We start from the raw sequence: 20608 nt of genomic DNA, 5'->3' as shown, positions 1-20608 counted from the left end.
GCTGGCTCGCCTGCCCACCCAGCGTGCCAGCCAGGTCGGTGAGCTGCTGCCACACCGCTGGCAGCCGACCTTCTGCTTGCGCTGACCTCAGGGCTGTCGCGCCGCCCAACGCGTCAAGGGTGTGTTTGCTGGCCGCTTACCGTCATGCACCACCCCAAAGCACCGCGCTCATACAGCCGGGATACCACAGTACGCCGTGCTGATCGTGCAGACACGTCTTTGATTTCGGCATACCGGAACAGCTTGTCGTAGGTCTCAAGAATGGGGCGGCACAGAAAGCGCATCTGCCCTGCTTTGCCGTAGGGCGTAACCTTGAAACCTTCGCCCGTTGCTGACAGAAACAGGCGGCTGTCAGGATCAAGGCCTCGGTACGTCGTCGCCGTATGCACACCCAAGTTCAATGCCCGCCGCTCCTGCAAATAGAGCGTCAGTACCTCGTCGAGTCGCGTGCTGGTGAAATATAAGGATCGAGGCTTTCTTGTGATCGCTACCTCAACGCGCATCTGCGATTCCCGGCGCACATGGCCGTCCGCATCAAGGTAGTCCCGAACCTCCAGTCGGGCAATTTCCAAAGGCCTGGCCCCCGTGGCAAACAATACATAAAACAAGGCGATGTCGTGCCAAGGCCTATTGCTGCGACCCTTGATGCGCAACACCGCCTGAGCGATTTCCTCATTAGAGAGAATGCACGCCTCCCGAGACTTGCAAGATAAAGTTGGGTCGAACGATTCCAGTGCTATCAGGATGGCGCGGCGTAGTTCATCGACGATCGTCTCGATGACCACAGTCTTCGCATCCTCGAAGCCTTCGAAGGTCCACCCGTTGAACCACAAGCAAAGCACCCGGTCGTCGCCCGCGAAAGCTGCCTCCGTCATCTTCAGGACACTGGACTTCCCAGCACCCCAGTCACCGTGGACGCCAATGGTCACTGGAACGGTTGGAGTCTCTCGGATAAGCCGGACAACCGTCTTCGCGATTGCCTCGTAGTAGAGAAGGTCGGTGGCAGTCTCCTGATCGTTTAGGAACATGGGCGGGCTCTTAAATGTCCAACGATGTGAAATATCAATCTATTGCCAGCCTGACCGGCTTTCCCACCCTACTTAGCATCTCGACCAGAGTATCGATAGTGAACTTAGCCGTCTTCTTGTTCACCACATCGGAAACGCGCGGGCGCGACACCATCAGGATCTCCGCCGCCTCGGCCTGCTTCAGGTGATGCTGTTCGATCCATTCGGCCAGTTCCGACATCAACTGCTCCTTGAGCTGCCGCGTGTCGTTGATTTGCTTGTGCGAAGCGGCCTGCAGCCGCTTGGCTTCCTCGGCCGAGAACCCGAGTTCCCGGAACAGGTTCGCGCCCGGCTTTGTCACATGGCGGATTTCAGTATCGATAGTCATTTTTTGACCTTTCTCGCGTTGACCACGGCGCGATAACGCGCCTCGGCAATGTCCTTGTCTTGCTTGCTGGTCGCCTGCGTCTTCTTCTGGAAGCAGTGCAGGACATACACCGCTTCCTCGAACTTGGCGACATACATCACCCGGAAGATTCCGCTGCTGTCCCTGATGCGGATTTCCTTGGTACCAGTGCCCACGTCATCGAACGGCTTCCAGTCCTCCGGTTCCAGGCCCGCTTGGACCTTGCTCAGCTGAAAGCAGGCATCCCGGCGCGGCTCGTCCGGGAATCCCACCAGATCGTCATAGGCAGAACCGACCCAGCGGATCTCTTTTTCTTTCTCCATTGGCGCCTCCCAAGTATAAAATTTTATACCAATCAAGGGGAAGCACAAAGACGCTTCGATGTCACGACATCAACGGCCTCGGACTGCGTTCCGCCCCGGCTCGAACCAGTACGCCCCTATGAGTTTTCCAAACGAGACTTCTTGCGTCGCCTTGAAGGTGCCCTCAATATCCATTTTCATTACACCCCCGTCGTAAATTGGCTTACCCATGGATTGCCTGCCCGGCAATGGGATGCGGCGGGATAATGTGAACCTCAGTTAGGGTATCGCTAATCCTTGAATTTTCCACCCACCTTCAAATGGGTAGCTAGTTTTACTGTGTTATAAATAAAGGCATTATCAACACTTCTTCAAGTGAAGGAAGCCTCGATGGACGACCTGCAGGAGTTTGATCGATACATGGCCCATCTGAGTGAGGGTCTGGGCCATGCAGACCGTCAGGCGGGGCTGCGAGGATATTGCACAGGTCTGTTGGCGCCGCTCAAGCGCAAGAGCGTAGAGCCGATGGCGGCGCACCTGGCGCCATCGGCGACACGGTCGCGGCACCAATCGCTGCACCACTTTGTGGCCGATTCCGCCTGGTCAGACGAGCAGATGCTGCTGCGCGTTGCGCAATGGGTCGTGCCGGCAATGGATTTCAGCGACGGGGGTTGGTGGATCATTGACGACACGGGCTTTCCCAAACAGGGCCGGCACTCGGTGGGTGTGGCCCGGCAGTACTGCGGCATGCTGGGCAAGCAGGACAACTGTCAGGTGGCGGTGAGCGTCACGCTGGCCTGTCAGGCGGGCAGCCTGCCTGTTGCCTGGCAGCTGTACCTCCCTAAGGAGTGGGCAGACGACAAGCCGCGACGGGACAAGGCCGGCGTTCCGCAGGACGCGGGATTCGCCACCAAGCCGGCAATCGCGCTGGCCCAGATCGAGCGGCTGCTGGAGCAAGGCGCACCCAAGCACTGTGTGCTGGCCGATGCCGGATATGGGGTGGAGACGGCGTTCCGTGAACGCCTGAGCGAGTTGGGTCTGCCGTACGTGGTGGGCGTGACGGGCCAGGTCACGGTGTGGCCACCGGGGCACGCGCCACTGCCGCCCGAGGCGTACAGCGGCCGCGGGGTGGTCCCCACGAGGCAGCGCCTGGGTGATGCCAAGAACCAGCGGCCACAGTCAGTCAAGGATTTGGCGTTTGATCTCGGACCCTCGCAGTGGCAAAGCGTCGAATGGCGTGAAGGCACCAACTTCACACTGAGATCACGCTTTGCACGAGTTCGCGTGCGCGCGGCCCATCGTGACACCGAGCGCACACAGCTGCGCCCCGAGCAATGGGTTCTGATCGAGTGGCCCGAAGGCCACCGCGAGCCGATGAAGTACTGGCTGTCCACGTTGCCAGAAGAGCTACCACTACAGCGCCTGGTCTTTGAAGCCAAGATGCGCTGGCGCATCGAGCGCGACTACCAGGACCTCAAACAGGAACTGGGACTGGGGCACTACGAAGGCAGAGGTTGGCGGGGATTTCATCACCACGCGAGCTTGAGCATCGCAGCCTATGGATTCCTGATGGCCGAGCAACTACGGCACCCCGCTGGTGCCGGTAAAAAAAACTCCGCTCAACGCTCGAAACCTGCCCTACCCACGCATTACAAGCCTCGCGGCAGCCCAGCGCACGCAGCGCCACGTCCCATCGTCCATCACGACTTTGCGGCTGCGTATCGCCGCAGCCTTGCTCAAGACACTACCCCGATGCCCGTGCTGCCTGCGCGTAAACGCAAGGCTACGCTTGTGACACAGTAAGACTAGGTGGGTAGCTGGATAAAAAATAAGTCAACAAAAAATTATTTCTTCTTATAAATCAATAACATACAAAAATCATGAAAATTGCGACCTGGAACGTGAATTCACTGGCGGTGCGGCTGCCACAGGTGCTGGACTGGCTGGCGGCCAACCCGGTCGATGCGCTGTGCCTGCAGGAGCTCAAGCTCAGCGATGACAAGTTTCCGCTGGCGGCGCTGCAGGAAGCGGGCTACCACAGCGCGGTGTTTGGCCAGAAAACCTATAACGGCGTCGCGCTATTGAGCCGCAACCCGGCGCGCAACATCGTCAAAAACATTGTCGGTTTTACCGATGAGCAGTCACGCGTGATCGCCGCCACGCTGGACCTGCCCGCGGGTGAGTTGCGCCTCGTCAACGGTTATTTCGTCAACGGCCAGGCGCCGGGCAGCGAGAAGTTTGCCTACAAGATGAAATGGCTGGAAGGCCTGCGCAACTGGCTGCAGGGCGAGCTGCTGGCGCACCCAAAGCTGGTGCTGCTGGGCGACTTCAACATCACCGCGGATGACCGGGACAGCTATGACCCGGAGGGCCTGCGCGAGACCATTCACCACACCACCGAGGAGCGCCAGCATTTTCAGGCGCTGCTCGCCCTGGGCCTGACGGACGCCTTCCGCCTGTTTGAGCAGCCCGAGAAAAGCTACTCGTGGTGGGACTACCGCGAGTTTGCCTTCAGGCGCAACCGCGGCCTGCGCATCGACCATATCCTGGTCAGCGAAGCGCTCAAGGCGCAGGTGGCCAGCTGCGTGATCGACAAGGCGCCGCGCAAGAACGAGCGGCCCAGCGACCATGTGCCGGTCATCGTGGAACTTGCTGCGCTATAAAAATGATAGCTTACAGCGCAAATTTCACCTGGGCTGCAGCCATTATTTGCTTAAAAACCAGGGTTTGAACCCGGCACCGGGGCGGCGCGTCGTCAGGCCGCAAGGCCCCGGCTCGCCATATAGGCCGCCAACACGAACAGGAGACCGGCGAACGCGCGCTTGAGCTGCCTGACGTTAAGCCGGTGAGCCGCCCTGGCACCAACGGGGGCGAACAGCACGCTGGTCGCCGCGATCAGCACCAGCGCCGGCAGGTACAGGTAGCCGAAGCTGCCGCCTGGCGCAGTTTGCAGCTTCCAGCCGGCGACGATGTAGCCCATGGTGCCGGCCAGCGCGATCGGGAAGCCCAGTGCCGCCGAGGTGGCCACGGCCGTGTGAATCGACACGTTGCACCAGGCCATGAAGGGCACCGAGATAAACCCGCCGCCCGCACCGACCAGCGCCGACAAGGTGCCTATCAGCGAGCCAGCGCCGAACATGCCAGCGCCTTGCGGCAATTGCCGTGAGGGCTTGGGCTTCTTGTCGATAAACATCTGCAGCGCCGAATAAGTGACGAAGACCGCGAAGACCAGCGCCAGCGTCTTGGTGGAGAGCAGCCTGGCGATCTGTGCGCCCAGTAGCGAGCCGGCGACAACACCCGGCGCGAGCAGCTTGACGACATCCCAGCGAACAGCGCCGCGCTTGTGGTGGGCGCGCACCGACGACAGCGAGGTGAACAAGATGGTGGCCAGCGAGGTGGCGACCGCCATCTTGACGACGTAGTCGGCCGCAAAACCCTGCGCGCCGCCGATAAACGTCAGCGCCGGCACCAGCAGCATGCCGCCGCCTATGCCCAGCAGGCCGGCCAGGAAGCCGCCCACGCAGCCCAGCGCCAGCAACTCGGCGATCAGCACAGGGTCGATGCTCATGGCGTCAGAACGCCACGGCCTGGCCGTCCTTGCGCGGGTCGGAGCCGGCGACGTAGCCGTCGCCACGCCTGAGCACCAGCTGCGCGCCACCGAAGGCAAAAACGCCATTGCCGCGCTCGACCGTGACCGCGTGCCCGCGCGCGGCGAGCTCGCTCACCACGGCGGCGTCAAAGCCCGGCTCAACCGCCACCTTCAGGCCGCCCGTCACGCGCCAGCGTGGCGCGTCGGCCGCAGCCTGCGGGTTCTGCCCGTGGTGAAGCACGCGCAAGGCCACTTGCACATGGCCTTGTGACTGCATCGGTCCCCCCATCACGCCAAAAGCCATTTGCGGCGTGCCATCGGCCTGCATGGCAAAGGCCGGGATGATGGTGTGCGACGGGCGCTTGGCGGGGCCGACCTGGTTGGCATGGCCCTGCGCCAGGGAAAAGCCATGGCCGCGGTTTTGCAGGCTGATGCCGGTGCCGGGCACGACAACGCCCGAGCCAAAGCCCATGTAGTTGGACTGGATGAAGGAAACCATCATGCCGGAGGCATCCGCCGCCGCGACGTAGACGGTACCGCCCGGCTTGGGCGCGCCGTGGCCGGGGTCGCCGGCCCGGTGCCGGTCAATCAGCCCGGCGCGCTCGGCCAGGTAGGCCGGGGCCAGCAGCGCGCTGGGCGGAATCTGCATCGCGTCGATGTCGGCGTTGTAGTGGTGCAGGTCTGCCAGCGCGAGCTTCATCGCCTCGATAGCCAGGTGCACCGTGTCCACATGGTCGAGCGGCTGGTTGCCAACGCCCAGTGCCTGCATCATGCCCAGCGCCATCAAGGCGGCAATGCCCTGCCCATTGGGCGGCAGTTCGTGCACCACGGAGCCGGCGAAGGGCTGGGCCAGCGTGCCGCACCAGTCGGCGCGGTGATTCGCCAGATCCGCCTCGGTCATCACCCCGCCATTTTCCCGGGCATGGGCCGCGATGCGCCTAGCCAGCGCACCACGGTAAAACGACTCACCGTGGCTCTCGGCAATGGCTTCGAGCGTGCTCGCATGGGCCTCGCTGCGAAACAGCTCGCCCGCGCGCGGAGCCCGGCCATTGGGCAGAAAGCACTCGGCAAAGCCGGGCTGCTCGCCCAGGCGCGCACCCCCCATCGCCCATAACTGCGCAATGACCGGCGATACCGCAAAGCCGTTGCGCGCGTAGTCAATGGCGGGCGCGGCCAGCGCGGCGAACGGCAGGCGGCCGAACCGGCGCGACAGCGCGCTCCAGGCCGAAACGGCGCCGGGCACCGTGACGGCGTCCCAGCCTTTGTCGGGCATGGCATCGTGGCCAGCGAAGCGGTCGGCTGACCAGGCCGCGGGCGAACGGCCGGAGGCATTCAGACCGTGCAGTTCCTTGCCGTCCCAGACGATCGCAAAGCCATCGCTGCCGAGGCCGCAGCCGGTCGGCTCGACGACGGTCAGGGCCATTGCCGCGGCGATGGCGGCGTCAACGGCGTTGCCACCGGCCAGCAGCATGCGCAGGCCGGCTTGTGCAGCGAGGGGCTGCGAGGTGCTGACAACATTGCGCCCCAGCACGGCGGAACGGGCCGAGGCATAGGGATTCGTGAAGTCGATGGCGGATGAAGTGGGCATGGCCGAGCCTTTCATTCAAGGGTAATCTTGCGTTCGCGAATGATGCGTGCCCAGCGCTGGCTGTCGGCCGCCACCATCGCGGCGAACTGCGCGGGCGTGCCCGGCGGGGCCGGTTCAACGCCGAGTTTGGCCAGGCTTTCCACCACCTCGGGCGCATGCGCGGCTTTCTCGAACGCGTCATGCACACGCGCCACCAGATCGGCTTTCATGCCGCGCGGCGCATACAGTCCAAACCACGTCACGGACGAAAAGCCCGGCAGGCCCGCCTCGGCAACGGTCGGCAGTTCGGGCGCCAGTGCGGAGCGCTTGTCGCCGGTAACGGCCAGGGCCCGCAGGCGCCCGCTCTTGACATGCGGCATGCCCGACGGGATGGCGTCGAACAGCACCTGCACCGAGCCGGAAATGACATCGGGGATCGCCAGTGCCGTGCCTTTGTAAGGCACATGGGTGATGAAAACGCCGGCCTGGGCCTTGAACGCTTCGGTCGTCAAATGCACGATGGTGCCGTTGCCGCTGCTGGCGTAGTTGAGTTCACCGGGGCGCTTTTTGGCATAGGCGATCAGCTCGGCCACCGTTTTCACCGGCAGCGACGGTGTTACGAGCAGCAGGTTGGCGGCGTCGGCCGCATGCGCGATCGGCGTGAAATCCCGCGCAGCATCATAGGGCAGCCTGGGCACCAGGTGCGGGGCAATGGCGTGCGTGCTGCTCGTCGTAAACAGCAGGGTATAGCCGTCGGCCGTCGCCTTGGCGGCCTCGGCCGAGCCTATGGTGCCCCCCGCACCCGCCTTGTTGTCAACGACGATCTGCTGCCCGATGTTCCGTGACACGCGCTGCGCGAAAACCCTTGCAATCAAGTCGGTCGCGCCGCCGGCGGGAAACGGCACCACCAGCCGCACCGGCCGCTCGGGCCAGGTCTGGGCCTGGCTGGCCACGGATGCGGCGATGAGCGAGGCGACTGCGAGTAGGCGAAGGCAGTTGGGCAGAAGACGCATGCAAAATTTCCTTGGGTGGTGGGGTCAGCGATGGCCGGAAAGTCAGGTCTGAAGGCATCATAGAAACACTTCAGTCTTACCACAACAAGAGAATTTGCAAGGTTTTGTTGCCAAAACGGCAAACCAAAACCCGGCCATCTGCGAGGGCCGGTTGACCATCGGACCGGGCCGAACGGCCGCCGGTGCGGCGTCGAAGTCTGGCGGCTGGCTAGAGCGGGTCGGGCAGGCGTTGCTTGAGGTAGTCGAGAAAGGACTGCACCGCGTGCGGCAGGGTGCGGCCGACCAGCGTTTGCACCTCTATGTCGCGCCCGTCCATGCCGCGATCGCGGATCGGAATCGCCTTCAGCACGCCGGCGGCGACCAGGTGGCGCACCGACACCTCGCCCGAGACAGAAATGCCGCCGCCATGCACCACGAAATTGTGCAGTATCGTCATGTTGTTGCTGGTCAGCACGGACTCGATCAGCAATTGCTGGCGGCTGCACTCCATATCGATCATCTGGCGCACCGTCGTGTCGGGCGCGGGCAGTGCCACCGGATAAGCGCTCATGCGCGCCAGCGTGACCGACCTGGACCGGGCCAGCGGATGATCATGGCGCATCAGCGCCAGCACGGGCGCCGGCTGGCGGTACTCGACCTTGATCTCCTTGTCCGGAGCGCGGCTGAACTTCAATCCGATGTCGGCATCGCCGTCGCGAACGCGCGCCGAGACCTGGGCCGGCGGCTCGACGTTCAACTCGAAAACGATGCCCTCGTTGCGCGCTCGAAAGGCGACGATCAGCGGCGGCAGGAACTCGTTGGCAAAACCTTCCGAGGCGGCGATGCGCACCTTGCCCGTGCGCAGGCCTTGCAAGGCCAGGATTTCCTTGATCGCCCGTTCCGCATCCAGGCTGGCCCGACGCGCGTGCATTGCCAGGATTTCGCCGGCCGGGTTCAGCACCATGCCACGCGGGTGCCGCTCGAAGAGCGCCGTGCCCAGCGCCTGCTCCAGCCGGCTAATCTGGCGGCTGATCGCCGAAGCCGCCACGTGAAGCCGTTCCGAGGCTTCCGTCAGCGAGCCGCAGCGCGCCACCTCGAAAAAATAACGCAGCGCGGTTTCCTGCAGGTGGCGCGCCCGCAGGTCTGCTTCAGAAAGGCTCATTGCTGTCCATGGGTGGTTGCCGATGCGGCAACTATAGGATGCATTCGGTGTGATGGTGGGAAGGCGAGCCCGCGCAAAACCTTGCACCCCACGCGCCAGTGCCCCGCGCAATTGGCACCGGCCCGCCGACCCTCCGCCGGTTTTCGCAGAGCTCTATTTGCTACAAAAACAATAGCTGCCTGCGCACAATATATATGGGCTACAGGCGGTATTTACTCCAGATTCAGCTCCTGGATCTTGCGCGTGATGGTGTTGCGGCCTATGCCCAGCTTTTGCGCCGCCTCTATGCGCCGGCCGCGGGTATTGGCCAGCGCGGTCTGAATCAGTTTCGACTCAAAGCGGCGCGTCAGCACATCCCAGACATCGGTGCGGCCAGCAGCCAGCAGCGCCAGGGCTTCGGCTTCCAGTCCGCTTTCCCAATGGCTCACGGGGTCATCGCCCTGCGCCAGGCCGGAGGCCGGCACGGGCAGCGGCAACTGGGGTACGACAAACTCCAGCGCAGCTTCGGGCGCCGGCCTTTCAAATTCCGCTGGCGGCGCTACGCCGGGCGGCACTTCCCGGTCTGCCGGTAGCGGGGGCCTGGCAGCCTCGGGCGCCGCGCTCAGGACTTCGGGCGGCAAGTCCTTGGCCTCAATCACCTGGGCCGGTGCCATCACGGTGAGCCAGTGGCAGATGTTTTCGAGCTGGCGCACATTGCCCGGAAAGCTGAAGTTGCTGAGCTGCTGCAGGGCGGCATCGGCAATGCGCTTGGGCTCCACGCCCAGCTGTTTGGCGCTTTGCTGCAAAAAATGCCGCGCCAGCATGAACACATCCTCACGCCGCTCGCGCAGGGCCGGCAGCCGCAGCCGGATCACGTTGAGGCGGTGAAACAGGTCTTCGCGAAAGCCGCCTTCCTTGACGCGCTGCTCCAGGTCCTGGTGCGTGGCGGCAATCACGCGCACATTGGTCTTGACGGCGTTGTGACCGCCGACGCGGTAAAAATGCCCGTCCGACAGTACCCGCAGCAGCCGCGTCTGCAAGTCAAACGGCATGTCGCCAATCTCGTCGAGAAACAGCGTGCCGCCATCGGCCTGCTCGAAGCGGCCACGGCGCATGGTCTGGGCGCCGGTGAAGGCGCCGCGCTCATGGCCGAACAGCTCGCTCTCCAGCAGGTCTTTCGGAATGGCGGCGGTGTTGATGGCGATGAAGGGGCCGCTGGCGCGCGGCGAGTGCTTGTGCAGCGCCCGCGCCACCAGTTCCTTGCCCGAGCCGGATTCGCCGGTAATCATCACCGTGACATTGCTCTGGCTGAGTCGGCCAATCGCCCTGAACACATCCTGCATGGCGGGCGCCTGGCCCAGCATCTCGGGGGCGGCGGCCATGCGTTCCTCGGCCACCTCCTCGCGCTGGCTTTCCTCAACGGCGCGGCGAATCAGCTCGACCGCCTTGTGCAGGTCAAAGGGCTTGGGCAGGTATTCAAACGCGCCGCCCTGAAACGCCGACACCGCGCTGTCCAGATCGGAAAACGCCGTCATGATGATGACCGGCAGGCCAGGCAGTCTGGCCTTGACCTTTTCCAGCAGGTCCAGTCCCGAGCCGCCCGGCATGCGGATGTCGCTCACCAGGACTTGCGGGCCGTCGTCTTCCGTCGCGTGTTCCAGCGCGGCCAGCACTTCGCGCGGATTGGTGAAGCTGCGCGTGGGCAGGTCCTCGCGCAGCAGGGCCTTTTCCAGGACAAACCGGATGGACTGGTCATCGTCAACAATCCAGATCGGTTTCATGGTGTTCAGTCCCTTTTATGTCGCCTCAATAATCGGTGGAACAGACTTCAAGGCAGAGGAATCAGGATCTTGAAATCGGTACGGCCCGGCACGCTGTCGCACTCGATCAAACCGTGGTGTTGCTGAACAAAAGTTTGCGCCAATGTCAGCCCCAGCCCGGAACCGCCCTCACGCCCTGACACCAGGGGATAGAAGATACGGTCTTTGATGGAGTCCGGCACGCCCGGCCCATTGTCAATGACATGCAATTCCAGTGCCAGGCGATAACGCTGCTTGCCAAATGTCACCTGGCGGGCAATCCGGGTCCTGAAACTGATCTGGCCATCACCGGCCGCGATGCGCTCTGCCAGCGCGTAGGCGGCGTTGTGCGCGATATTGAGCAGGGCCTGGATCAGCTGCTCGCGGTCGCCGCGAAAATCGGGAATCGAGATGTCGTAGTCGCGCATCACCCGCAAGCCCCTGGGGAACTCCGCCACGATCAGCGTTCGCACCCGCTCGCAGACTTCATGGATGTTCACATCACCCACCAGATGCGGACGCCGGTGCGGCGCCAGCAGGCGATCAACCAGGGTTTGCAGGCGGTCGGCCTCGTGGATGATGACCTGGGTGTATTCGGTCAGCTCCTTGTCGATTTCCATCTGCAGCAGCTGCGCCGCGCCGCGAATGCCGCCCAGCGGATTCTTGATTTCATGGGCCAGGTTGCGGATCAGCTCCTTGTTGGCCTGGGCCTGGTCCATCAGGCGCTCTTCACGGTCCTGCTTGGCCTGCTGCTCCAGCGGCAACAGCTCGACAATCGCCTCACCCGGCGTGTCGGTTTGCGCCACCACCACATGCACCGGCAGCGGCTCGTGATTCAGGCGCCTGAGCCAGGCGTCATAGCGCAGCGCGGCAAACTCGTTGCTGCCCGCGCCTTCCAGCGCGTTTTGCAGAATCAGCGGTTCGGTGAAGCAGTCGGGGAACTGAGAGCCTTCGATGGTGCGGCGCGAGCTGCCGAGCGCGTCTTCCAGCGCCGCATTGGCAAACAGCACCACGCCATTGGTGCGCACCACCGCCACCAGGGTGGCGAGCAGGTCAAACGACTGAAACCGGGGCGCGCCCGCAAGAGCAGCAGGAGGCGAGGCTGGCGCAGCTCGCGCAGCTGGCGATGGAGCAGCAGGGGATTGTGGCTTTTTCAAGCCGCCTATTTTGGCCCAGAAGCAGTGGCCAGGTGACTAATTCGCGGCGGGCAGGCGGGAAAGTTCACGCCTGATGCCGGCAATGTCGCTCTGGTTGCGCGCGATGCTGTCTTTCATTTCGGCCACCCGGTCGAGGTAGCGCTGGTAGTTGCGGCCTTCAATGCCCTGCTTTTCCGGCTCGCCGTTGTTGTACTCTTTTTGCAGTTCGGCCAGTTTGGCTTCGGACTTTTTCAACTCGGCTTCCAGAATGGCACGCGAGTCGCTGTCGCGGGCGCGCTGCTCGGGGCCCGCGTCAGTGCGGCTGCCACCCGAGGCGGGCGTTGCATTGGCAACCCGCGCCGGCGGCGCCTTGTTAACGGCCGTGCCCTGCACGATGGTGACATTGCCGCCCGAAAGCAGCTTGCAGTTGCGGTTCTGGGCGTCCTTGGCGTTGTTGATGTATTCGGGCGGGCCGCCGGCCGCCCCTGCGCAGCGGTAAACCTGCTGCGCCCATGCGGTGCTTCCCGCACTGACCAGCAGCAAGGACAAAAATGGTAACAACAAGGTTTTTTTCATGGCGAACTCCAGGTGCCTTGCAAGGCGCAAAAGCTTCAGCAAAGCGGTCTATCAGTATGCGGCAAAGCGGCAGGAAATCCAATTTGCAGGCTGTATATCCTCAAAAACCATGAAAAAAGGACGGCATTTGCCGTCCTTTTTTGGCCACTCACAGCAAAGCGGTGGATGGCCCGGGTGCTGCGCCCTGCTTACAGGGAATAGTACATGTCGAACTCGATCGGGTGCGTCGCCATGCGCAAGCGCGTGACTTCGCCCATCTTCAGTTCGATGTAGGCGTCCAGCATGCTGTCGGTGAACACGCCGCCCTTGGTCAGGAAACCGCGGTCGGCATTGAGGCAGTCCAGCGCCTGGTCCAGGCTGTGGCACACGGTGGGCACCAGTGCGTCCTCCTCGGGCGGCAGATGGTACAGGTCCTTGGTGGCGGCTTCACCCGGGTGGATCTTGTTTTCCACGCCATCCAGACCGGCCATCATCAGGGCCGCAAAACCGAGGTAAGGGTTCATCAGCGGATCGGGGAAGCGCGCTTCAATACGGCGGCCCTTGGGGTTGGCCACATAAGGAATACGGATCGAGGCCGAACGGTTTTTGGCCGAATAAGCCAGCTTGACCGGTGCTTCGTAGCCAGGCACCAGGCGCTTGTAGCTGTTGGTGCCGGGGTTGGTGATGGCGTTCAGGGCACGGGCGTGCTTGATGATGCCGCCGATGTAGTACAGCGCAAAGTCGGACAGGCCGGCATAGCCGTCGCCGGCAAACAGGTTTTTGCCGTCTTTCCAGATGGACTGGTGCACGTGCATGCCGGAGCCGTTGTCGCCGACGATGGGCTTGGGCATGAAGGTGGCGGTTTTGCCATAGGCATTGGCCACGTTCTGCACCACGTATTTCAGGATCTGCGTCCAGTCGGCGCGCTGCACCAGCGTGCTGAACTTGGTGCCGATCTCGTTCTGGCCAGCGCCCGCCACTTCGTGGTGGAACACTTCAACCGGAATACCCAGCGATTCGAGAATCAGCGACATCTCGGCGCGCATGTCCTGCGTGCTGTCGACCGGGGGCACGGGGAGGTAGCCCCCCTTGACGGTCGGACGGTGGCCACGGTTGCCGCCTTCGAGCTTTTTGCCCGAGTTCCAGGGGGCTTCGTACTCTTCAATCTTGAAGAAGGTGCCCGACATGTCGGTGTTCCAGCGCACGTCGTCAAAAATGAAAAACTCGGGCTCGGGACCGAAGTAGGCGGTGTCGCCCAGGCCGGAGGCCTTGAGGTAAGCCTCGGCGCGCTGCGCGATGGAACGCGGGTCGCGGTCATAGGCCTTGCCGTCGCTGGGTTCCAGCACGTCGCAGCTCATGAACAGCGTGGTCTCTTCGAAGAAGGGGTCGATGTTGGCCGTTTTGGGGTCAGGCATCAGCTGCATGTCGGAAGCTTCAATGCCCTTCCAGCCTGCCACCGACGAGCCGTCAAACGCATGGCCTGAAACGAATTTGTCTTCGTCAAAGTGGGACACGGGCACGGTCACGTGCTGCTCTTTGCCCCGGGTGTCGGTAAAGCGAAAGTCAACGAACTTGACTTCGTTTTCCTTGACCATTTTCATGACGTCTGCGACGGTCTTTGCCATCAAAATCTCCTGTTGCTGGATGGGTTGGTTGAAAAAATTAGTTTCGCTTGGGTTGAATGCACTTTTTGTGCCACCAGCCACTGACTGCCCAATTTCTGGCAAGCCTTCGATTGTGCCGTCATCTCGGGCCGGTTCTGCGATTTCGCAGCCATAAAACGCAAAAACCGCACAATCCATTTGCACCAACAAGGTGCAATATTTTCATGCACTTCTGTAGTGCGAAAATTTAACGCACCAATTCAGGGCCAAGCTTCAGATCGAAGGCGCGCAGACCGGCCAGCAAGGCCGGGTAGGCCAGCGTGACGGCCTCGGGACTGCCTTTGACACCCAGCTCGATATGGCGGCCGTAAACGGGATGATCCACACTCGGCAGGCTGAACACCTTGACGCCGGCATGCTCCGCCTCGATCGCCAGCATCAGCGGGGTCAGCATGGCTTCCATCGAGCCGAACACGATGACCGATTTCTCGGCATGGGCCAGTTTTTGGTGCAGATGGGCGTAGCGCTGATCGAGCACCGACTCAATCATGGGCCAGGCCATGACAGGGAACCCCGGAACGAAATAAACGCCCCCACGCTCCCCCTCTGTATGTGGGTCACGAGGCCTTGCAGGCCGCAGCTCGCGAGACGCTTCACCTCTGTCGCCTGTCCGACGCTGCTCAAGCAGCCTCGGACCCGCAGGCTCCAGCCCCTCGGGGGCCCTCGCGCCTTGGGGCGGCCCGGCGTCGCTCAAGCGGTCGACTGGGCAGAAAAAGCCGGGAATCTTGTTGTAAGGGTTGGCAATGATCTGCGCGCCCACCGGAAACACCCCCATGTTCAGGCGGTGGATGTTGTCGTCACGATCCGGCTCGTAAGGTGTGCCCTGCTCCTTGGCAATGTCCTGCATGCGCTCGCGGATCAGGGCTTCGGCCTCGGGGTGCAGCGCCAGTTCCACCCCCAGCGCTTTGGCGGCGCATTGCCGGGTGTGGTCGTCGGGCGTGGCGCCTATGCCGCCGCAGGAAAACACCACATCGCCGCAGGCGCGCGCGCTGGCAAAGGCGCGCGCCAGGGTGGCCGTGATGCGCGCCGGGTCGTCGCCCACATAATCGGCCCAGGCCAGTTGCAGGCCGCGCGCGCCCAGCAGCTCAATCACCTTGGGCAGGTGCTTGTCGGCACGCTTGCCCGAGAGAATTTCATCGCCGATGATGATCAAGCCAAAGTGGGGGGTCATGTCGTGGGTGCATCCAGGGGTTTGTCAGTTGCTATCATTTTTATAGCTTCTGGCGCAAGTAAATCGGGGGCCAAGGCACTGTTTTGCCTGCGAAGTTGCTCCAGTGCGGCGAGCGTGTAGTGGGCGAACCAGAGTGACGAAAAGGCAAACACCAGGGTGTAAATCCAGATCGCCACCGGCACCAGAATCGGCGCCATCGCCACAAACATGGCGCCTGAGGCCCAGATCAGGCTGGGCGCGGCGCCCAGGTAGCCGCTGAGCACGCCAATACCCAGCAGCGGCGCGCGGTGGGCCTTGAAAATCTGGCGCCGCTCTTCGCTGCTGGCGTGGTCGGCCAGCGCGTCGTAACACATCACGCGGTAGGTGAGCCAGCCCCAGATCAGCGGCGGCAGCACCAGAATCAGCGGAGGAATCAGCCACAGCGGTATCGACAGCAGCAGCGCAATGACGGCCAGCAGCGTTGACCCGAGCGACCACAGCACGCTGGCCAGCAGCGAGCCGCCTTTTTTGCGCTCCAGCTGGGCAAAACGCCGCTCGGCCACCAGCGCCACCATGGCCGGCGTCATGAAGATGGCCACAAACAGCAGCGAAACGATCACGATCACCGGGATCGCCACAAACAGCAGCAGCACCGGCGCCAGCACCAGGCGCAGGTTGCCCAGCCCCAGGCCTTCCAGCCAGCGCACCATGGTGCCGACCAGCTCAAAACTCTCCAGGTTGCCGCGCACCGCCATGAGCGCGCTGTCCCAGAAAAAGTAGCCCAGCCCCAGCGAGATCGCCGCCATGATGACCAGCGGCAGGATTGACAGCGCGATGACACGCGGATGCAGGCAGTACATGGCCGCGCGCCAGAAGGAATCAAGAAACAGGTTCATGGGCGAAGCATACCGTGGCCGATCCGTTCGGGGGCGGTGAACAGGGCCGGCGGCTCACGATGGGCAGGCCCCGAGGGTGCAGGCAAGCCGGGCGATGACCCTGCCTAACGCAAGTTGCCCGTATGCCCCAGCGAATAGCGGCCAGGTTGCGGCCACACCGTCAGGCCATGGGGTTCGCGGCCCACCTTGATGGTGTCCACGCCGCCAGACTGGGTATCGATGCGGTAAACCGCGTCGTCATAGCGCCCGGACAGCCACAGGTATTTTCCATCGGCGCTGACGTTGCCCATGTCAGGGCTGCCGCCACCGGGGATGGGCCAGGTCTTGACCACCGTGCGGCTGGCGAAACTGATGACCGAAACGCTGCCCTTGCCCTTGGGCGTGCCGCGAATTTTGTTGCCGCCCCGATTCGCCACGTACAGGCTTTTGCCGTCACGGCTGGGATACAACCCATGGGCACCGACACCGGTGGCAAGAAAGTCAATCTGCCGGAAGGTGTCGCCATCGACCACGTGCACCCCGTCGGCCATCATGTCGGCCACGAAGAAAGTCTTGCCGTCTGGCGACACCCGCACGTCCTGGGGCATGCCGGGCGTGGTGCAAATATCGGATCCTGGCTGGCCGGGGTCGGGAATTTTGGCCGGTTTTTTGCCCGGCGCAGCAATCGCGGCCAGCGCGTCGGGCCGGTTGAAGTACGGGCTCAGCCTGATGGTGTCAATGACTTTGCGATTGACCAGGTCAATTTTCGTCAGGGCACCGCCAAACTCGCAGGTGAACACCACAAAACGCCCATCGATGGAAAAATCGGCATGGTTGATGCCGGCGCATTTTGGGGTGGCGATCGAATACACCAGCTTCATGCTGCGCGCATCACGAAAGTCCAGCCGCTTGTAGGCCTCTGCGACCACGATAGCCATCTGGCCGTCGGGCGAAAAATACATGTTGTAAGGATCGTCGACCGGCACCGACTTGCCCGGTTTTCCGGTCTTCGGGTCGATCGGCGTCAGGCTGCCATCGGTCCGGCCTTCGGCGTTGTTGGCCACCCACAGCGTCTGCAGGTCCCAGGAGGGCACCACATGCTGCGGGTTGATGCCGACTTTGAATTTGTCGACCACTTTAAGCGTCGCGGGGTCGATCACGGACACGGTGTTTTCACCCCGGTTCGGCACATAGACCCGCTCCAGCGCACCGGCCGTTGCCTTGCTCACCTTTTCGATGGTGGTTTCACTGTACAGATTTTTCGCATCCGGCACGGGCGGCATGCCGGGCACGACTGAAACAGGCGCGGCCGGGCCCGAGGCTGTGGGTGACGGTTTGCCGGCAGCATCGGCGGCGGGCGCAGCCGGCCCGGCCAGGGCCAAAGAAACAGCCAGGGCGCTACCGAGCAAGGTAGCGAAGGCTGCATGAAAAGCGAAACGGGAAGAACGGGGCATTGCAACGACCATGGATGACGACTGGACCTGTATTTTAACGACGCGCCTGAGCGGCCCTGATGGCCTCCACCGTGCGCGTCACGATCAACTCCGCGCCCAGCTCTCCAAGCGCCAGACTGGCTTTACGCGGATCGCCCACGCTGCCGGCCGCCGGCCCGCGCTGCGCGGCATCGTCAATCAACTCGGGGCGCACCATTTGGGGGGCCAGAGCCATCGTCAACGAGGTGTCCGCGCTGCCGGCGTGCGTGCCGATCTGGAAATCGCTGAGTCCCTTGCTGCGCAGGGCCTCTGCATAGGGCTTTTGCGCGGCCTGGTAATACGCTTCGATAAAGTGAACTCTTGTGGAACTGGCAGACCATTCCCGATTCAGGCGGTCGGCGATGGTTTTTAGCTGCGGCTGGTAACCGCCGTGGTCGCCAATGAGAATAATATCCTTGAAGCCATGTTGCTTGAGGCTGCGCGCCGCGCCCTCAACAATGCCGCCAAAGGCCTCGCGCGGCACCGAAAGGGTACCGGCAAAACGCATGTGCCCTTCAGGCGGCGTGATACTGCCTTCCGGCACGTAGGCAATGACCGGCGCCACCAGCGTATGACCCAGGCGGCTGGCGATCTTGCCAGCCAGCACCCGGATGCGGGCGTTGTGCTTGCCCAATGCCATGTGCGGACCATTTTGTTCGGTTCCGCCTATGGGAACAATCACCGCACTGGAGGTCGATTTGACCGCCTGCTGCACTTCGCTCCAGGTCATGTCTTCAAGCATCACCGTCGCAGGTTCAGCGGCAAAAGCATTCAGCCCCACAAGGGCGGCCCCTAAAATAATCCAGGCCATACGGGCAATACGGGCAATACGCACAGGTGATTCCTTAACTTTTTAAACGCAAGGTGATCCGCTCCCTCACTGCCAATCTGGCCAGCGGACCCCGCTCTAAAGTGTACTCAACCCCGGACCTTCGCCGCCGCGTGACCGACCTGAAAAAACGCCGGAAGCGGTTCCCCGTTTTCTGCGGCAGGTCACCTGACCGCTATTAATTTAGTAGCTGCCGGCGCACGTATTACCTTGGCTAGAGGCACTTTTCGTCTCTAACACCGGTTTAAATGGCTGCCGGAGCGGTCGAAATCGCCTGCAAATCCTGCGCGCTCAGCCAGCGCCATTGGCCGGGCAGCAAATCGTCCGGCAAGGCCAGCGCACCGATGCAGGAGCGGTGCAGGCCGCCCACGTCATTGACCCGGTTGCCGACGGCGGCAATCATGCGCTTGACCTGGTGGTATTTGCCTTCGGTCAGCGTCAGGCTGAGGTGCGAAGGCCCGGTCTGCTGGCAGGCAGCGGCCCGAACCGGCTTCGGGTCGTCATCCAGCACCACGCCCTGAAGCAGTTTTTGCACCTGCGCCTCGTCAACCGGGTGCTTGGCAGTGACTTTATACACCTTGGGCACATGGTGTTTGGGCGAACTCATGCGGTGAATAAACTTGCCGTCGTCCGACAGCAGCAGCAAACCGGTCGTGTCCTGGTCCAGCCGCCCCACCGCCTGCACCCCCGCCGCCGCACCGCCACCGCGCTGGCGAATCGGCGCCGGCAGCAGCGTGTAAATGCTGGGATAGGTGCTGGGTTTCTGTGAGCACTCGTAACCAGCGGGCTTGTGCAACATCAAATAGGCTTTCTCGTGGAATTCCCACGGCACGCCCTGAACGCCAAAGCGCAAACCTTCTGCGGCAAACTCTGCGGCCGGATCGGCACAGGAAACCCCCGCCACCGTCACGAAGCCCTGTTGCACCAGCCCCGCGCAAACCCGGCGCGTGCCAAAACCCTGCGTATAGAGAATGTCCTGCAAGCTCATCATGTTCATGCCCCGATTGTCACCGACTCCCATTCACCTGGCCTTGCTGGATAGGCCACTTCATGAGGCTTTGCGGGGTGTGCACAAATGCCGGTTTAGGGAAATTTTTCACAGACTTTTTTAGTATTTTTTGTTACTCTTGGTTGCAAATAGAAAGGTGGGTGGGAATGAGCCCCTATTCGAGCGGAACCTGGCTGGCATTGGGAGGCATCGGCGTCCTGGTGAGCGTCACGCTGGGCGCCCTGATTCACGCCTGGTGGCTGCGGCGCGTCGCACGCGAGCGTCGCCGCATCCCGCGGCGCTGGCCACTGAGCCAGCGTCTGGTGGCCAACAGCGAAGAGCGCAAGGTCTGGCGCTGGCTGGCCCACACCTTTGCCGAGCACGCCGTGATGATCAAGATGCCGGTCACCCGCTTTACGCTGCCGATGAGCAAGAAACACGGGCTGCACTGGTTTGAGCTGCTCAGCGGCCTGTATTGCACCTTCACCGTCGTCACCCCGGCCGGCCAGGTCGTCGGCTGCGTCGATGTCAAGGACCAACTGCGTCTTGCCAGAAAAACCCGCATCCTCAAGGAAACGCTGCTCAACCAGTGCGGCATCGCCTACATGGTGCTGGAATCTGCTCACCTGCCCAGCGTGCGGGACATCCGGATTCAGTTCCTCGGTGAAGCCGCCTTCATGCCCCATGACCGCGAGCGGCAACGCGACGAAGCCGCCATTCTCTCGGCCAGCATGAGTCTGCGCGAGTCGCTGCAGCGCCAGCGCAAAACCCGCGACAGCGGCCGTGCGCCGCTGTCGCCCAGCTCCGAAAGCGGTTACGACTCCCGCAGTCATGCCGACTCAGGCAGCCATTTTTCGGTGCTGTGGCAGGAAAACTCCTTCATCATGCCGCTGGACAGCCGCAAGGGCGATTTGCATTAGGCGCGGGCCAGAACCCGCCAATGGGAGCAGGAAAAGGCCGCCGGGGCATGCCCCGGCGGCCTTCGTCTTTATGGAGGTGGAGCTGGGGGGATTTGAACCCCCGTCCGCAAGCCTTGTTCGGGCAGATCTACATGTTTAGCGGTCTGATTTAAGTCTCGCCACCCGTGTCGCGCAGTCGCACGCTACACAGGACGCCAGCACCCTATTTTCTCGCCC

19 protein-coding genes and 1 other RNA gene are annotated in these 20608 nt (G+C 62.7%); 3 read left to right on the top strand and 17 right to left on the bottom strand.

Annotation, left to right across the window (positions count from 1 at the left end; all coding sequences use genetic code 11):
* Positions 1 to 113: 113 nt before the first annotated feature.
* Genes RMO23_RS07905 through RMO23_RS07895 form a run of 3 tightly spaced genes read right to left on the bottom strand, consistent with a single transcriptional unit; the run spans position 114 to position 1736 of the window.
* Entirely contained in the window at positions 114 to 1028 is a 915-nt protein-coding gene (locus tag RMO23_RS07905; RefSeq protein ID WP_309680199.1) for a P-loop NTPase fold protein, read from the bottom strand.
* A 34-nt stretch (positions 1029 to 1062) separates the two neighbouring features.
* The gene (locus tag RMO23_RS07900; RefSeq protein ID WP_309680197.1) at positions 1063 to 1395 is read right to left on the bottom strand and encodes an XRE family transcriptional regulator; all 333 of its coding nucleotides are present in this window, start codon (positions 1393 to 1395) and stop codon (positions 1063 to 1065) included.
* Positions 1392 to 1736: a type II toxin-antitoxin system RelE/ParE family toxin gene (locus RMO23_RS07895; protein WP_309680195.1), complete on the bottom strand. Its 345-nt coding sequence runs from the start codon at positions 1734 to 1736 to the stop codon at positions 1392 to 1394. Before RMO23_RS07895 ends, RMO23_RS07900 begins: the two co-directional genes overlap by 4 nt.
* A 369-nt stretch (positions 1737 to 2105) precedes the next feature.
* Here RMO23_RS07895 and RMO23_RS07890 point away from each other — a divergent pair, with 369 nt between their 5' ends.
* Complete coding sequence (locus RMO23_RS07890; RefSeq protein WP_309680193.1) at positions 2106 to 3518, top strand: IS701 family transposase; 1413 nt, start codon at positions 2106 to 2108, stop codon at positions 3516 to 3518.
* A 77-nt stretch (positions 3519 to 3595) separates the two neighbouring features.
* Entirely contained in the window at positions 3596 to 4378 is a 783-nt protein-coding gene (gene xth / locus RMO23_RS07885; RefSeq protein ID WP_309680191.1) for an exodeoxyribonuclease III, read from the top strand.
* A gap of 92 nt (positions 4379 to 4470) precedes the next feature.
* Here xth and RMO23_RS07880 read toward each other — a convergent pair whose 3' ends face one another.
* From RMO23_RS07880 to RMO23_RS07820, 13 genes are all read right to left on the bottom strand, one after another.
* Complete coding sequence (locus RMO23_RS07880; protein WP_309680189.1) at positions 4471 to 5283, bottom strand: sulfite exporter TauE/SafE family protein; 813 nt, start codon at positions 5281 to 5283, stop codon at positions 4471 to 4473.
* Between the two features lie 4 nt (positions 5284 to 5287).
* On the bottom strand, positions 5288 to 6892 hold the full coding sequence (locus tag RMO23_RS07875; protein WP_309680186.1) for a gamma-glutamyltransferase family protein: 1605 nt from the start codon (positions 6890 to 6892) through the stop codon (positions 5288 to 5290).
* An 11-nt stretch (positions 6893 to 6903) separates the two neighbouring features.
* Entirely contained in the window at positions 6904 to 7884 is a 981-nt protein-coding gene (locus tag RMO23_RS07870) for a tripartite tricarboxylate transporter substrate binding protein (RefSeq protein WP_309680184.1), read from the bottom strand.
* Positions 7885 to 8092: 208 nt separating this feature from the next.
* Positions 8093 to 9025: a LysR family transcriptional regulator gene (locus tag RMO23_RS07865; RefSeq protein WP_309680183.1), complete on the bottom strand. Its 933-nt coding sequence runs from the start codon at positions 9023 to 9025 to the stop codon at positions 8093 to 8095.
* A 212-nt stretch (positions 9026 to 9237) separates the two neighbouring features.
* The gene (ntrC, locus tag RMO23_RS07860; protein ID WP_309680181.1) at positions 9238 to 10785 is read right to left on the bottom strand and encodes a nitrogen regulation protein NR(I); all 1548 of its coding nucleotides are present in this window, start codon (positions 10783 to 10785) and stop codon (positions 9238 to 9240) included.
* A gap of 47 nt (positions 10786 to 10832) precedes the next feature.
* On the bottom strand, positions 10833 to 11969 hold the full coding sequence (gene glnL / locus RMO23_RS07855) for a nitrogen regulation protein NR(II) (RefSeq protein ID WP_405041581.1): 1137 nt from the start codon (positions 11967 to 11969) through the stop codon (positions 10833 to 10835).
* A gap of 27 nt (positions 11970 to 11996) precedes the next feature.
* Positions 11997 to 12515, bottom strand: coding sequence for a hypothetical protein (locus RMO23_RS07850; RefSeq protein WP_309680180.1), 519 nt, complete (start codon positions 12513 to 12515; stop codon positions 11997 to 11999).
* Between the two features lie 188 nt (positions 12516 to 12703).
* Positions 12704 to 14119 (bottom strand): type I glutamate--ammonia ligase, encoded by a 1416-nt coding sequence (glnA, locus tag RMO23_RS07845; protein ID WP_309680179.1) that lies wholly within the window; start codon positions 14117 to 14119, stop codon positions 12704 to 12706.
* 226 nt (positions 14120 to 14345) lie between these two features.
* Entirely contained in the window at positions 14346 to 15329 is a 984-nt protein-coding gene (locus RMO23_RS07840; RefSeq protein WP_309680176.1) for a molybdopterin-binding protein, read from the bottom strand.
* Positions 15326 to 16204, bottom strand: a complete 879-nt coding sequence (locus RMO23_RS07835) for an EI24 domain-containing protein (protein ID WP_309680174.1) — start codon at positions 16202 to 16204, stop codon at positions 15326 to 15328. The genes RMO23_RS07840 and RMO23_RS07835 overlap by 4 nt, the downstream gene beginning before the upstream one ends.
* Before the next feature lie 104 nt (positions 16205 to 16308).
* Positions 16309 to 17637: a YncE family protein gene (locus RMO23_RS07830; protein ID WP_309680172.1), complete on the bottom strand. Its 1329-nt coding sequence runs from the start codon at positions 17635 to 17637 to the stop codon at positions 16309 to 16311.
* Between the two features lie 34 nt (positions 17638 to 17671).
* Entirely contained in the window at positions 17672 to 18490 is an 819-nt protein-coding gene (locus RMO23_RS07825; protein ID WP_309680170.1) for a creatininase family protein, read from the bottom strand.
* Between the two features lie 238 nt (positions 18491 to 18728).
* Positions 18729 to 19472, bottom strand: a complete 744-nt coding sequence (locus RMO23_RS07820; RefSeq protein ID WP_309680201.1) for a 16S rRNA pseudouridine(516) synthase — start codon at positions 19470 to 19472, stop codon at positions 18729 to 18731.
* Between the two features lie 167 nt (positions 19473 to 19639).
* Between RMO23_RS07820 and RMO23_RS07815 the strand changes: the two genes are divergently transcribed.
* Positions 19640 to 20392, top strand: coding sequence for a DUF2726 domain-containing protein (locus RMO23_RS07815; RefSeq protein WP_309680169.1), 753 nt, complete (start codon positions 19640 to 19642; stop codon positions 20390 to 20392).
* A gap of 74 nt (positions 20393 to 20466) precedes the next feature.
* Here RMO23_RS07815 and ssrA read toward each other — a convergent pair.
* Positions 20467 to 20608: a transfer-messenger RNA gene (gene ssrA, locus RMO23_RS07810) on the bottom strand; the annotation flags it as partial.

Source organism: Polaromonas sp. (genome assembly GCF_031411155.1).
GTDB lineage: Bacteria > Pseudomonadota > Gammaproteobacteria > Burkholderiales > Burkholderiaceae_C > Polaromonas.
The sequence above is the reverse complement of the archived record's forward strand: the minus strand, read 5'-3'. Positions and strand labels throughout refer to the sequence as shown.

What these genes read in the sequence shown, in the direction of transcription:
- RMO23_RS07820 (WP_309680201.1), bottom strand. Translation starts at nt 19,472, where the DNA reads ATGAGCTTGCAGGACATTCTCTATACGCAGGGTTTTGGCACGCGCCGG.
- RMO23_RS07895 (WP_309680195.1), bottom strand. Translation starts at nt 1,736, where the DNA reads ATGGAGAAAGAAAAAGAGATCCGCTGGGTCGGTTCTGCCTATGACGAT.
- ntrC (WP_309680181.1), bottom strand. Translation starts at nt 10,785, where the DNA reads ATGAAACCGATCTGGATTGTTGACGATGACCAGTCCATCCGGTTTGTC.
- RMO23_RS07900 (WP_309680197.1), bottom strand. Translation starts at nt 1,395, where the DNA reads ATGACTATCGATACTGAAATCCGCCATGTGACAAAGCCGGGCGCGAAC.
- RMO23_RS07840 (WP_309680176.1), bottom strand. Translation starts at nt 15,329, where the DNA reads ATGACCCCCCACTTTGGCTTGATCATCATCGGCGATGAAATTCTCTCG.
- RMO23_RS07905 (WP_309680199.1), bottom strand. Translation starts at nt 1,028, where the DNA reads ATGTTCCTAAACGATCAGGAGACTGCCACCGACCTTCTCTACTACGAG.
- xth (WP_309680191.1), top strand. Translation starts at nt 3,596, where the DNA reads ATGAAAATTGCGACCTGGAACGTGAATTCACTGGCGGTGCGGCTGCCA.
- RMO23_RS07830 (WP_309680172.1), bottom strand. Translation starts at nt 17,637, where the DNA reads ATGCCCCGTTCTTCCCGTTTCGCTTTTCATGCAGCCTTCGCTACCTTG.
- RMO23_RS07835 (WP_309680174.1), bottom strand. Translation starts at nt 16,204, where the DNA reads ATGAACCTGTTTCTTGATTCCTTCTGGCGCGCGGCCATGTACTGCCTG.
- RMO23_RS07865 (WP_309680183.1), bottom strand. Translation starts at nt 9,025, where the DNA reads ATGAGCCTTTCTGAAGCAGACCTGCGGGCGCGCCACCTGCAGGAAACC.
- RMO23_RS07875 (WP_309680186.1), bottom strand. Translation starts at nt 6,892, where the DNA reads ATGCCCACTTCATCCGCCATCGACTTCACGAATCCCTATGCCTCGGCC.
- RMO23_RS07890 (WP_309680193.1), top strand. Translation starts at nt 2,106, where the DNA reads ATGGACGACCTGCAGGAGTTTGATCGATACATGGCCCATCTGAGTGAG.
- RMO23_RS07850 (WP_309680180.1), bottom strand. Translation starts at nt 12,515, where the DNA reads ATGAAAAAAACCTTGTTGTTACCATTTTTGTCCTTGCTGCTGGTCAGT.
- RMO23_RS07880 (WP_309680189.1), bottom strand. Translation starts at nt 5,283, where the DNA reads ATGAGCATCGACCCTGTGCTGATCGCCGAGTTGCTGGCGCTGGGCTGC.
- RMO23_RS07815 (WP_309680169.1), top strand. Translation starts at nt 19,640, where the DNA reads ATGAGCCCCTATTCGAGCGGAACCTGGCTGGCATTGGGAGGCATCGGC.
- glnA (WP_309680179.1), bottom strand. Translation starts at nt 14,119, where the DNA reads ATGGCAAAGACCGTCGCAGACGTCATGAAAATGGTCAAGGAAAACGAA.
- RMO23_RS07870 (WP_309680184.1), bottom strand. Translation starts at nt 7,884, where the DNA reads ATGCGTCTTCTGCCCAACTGCCTTCGCCTACTCGCAGTCGCCTCGCTC.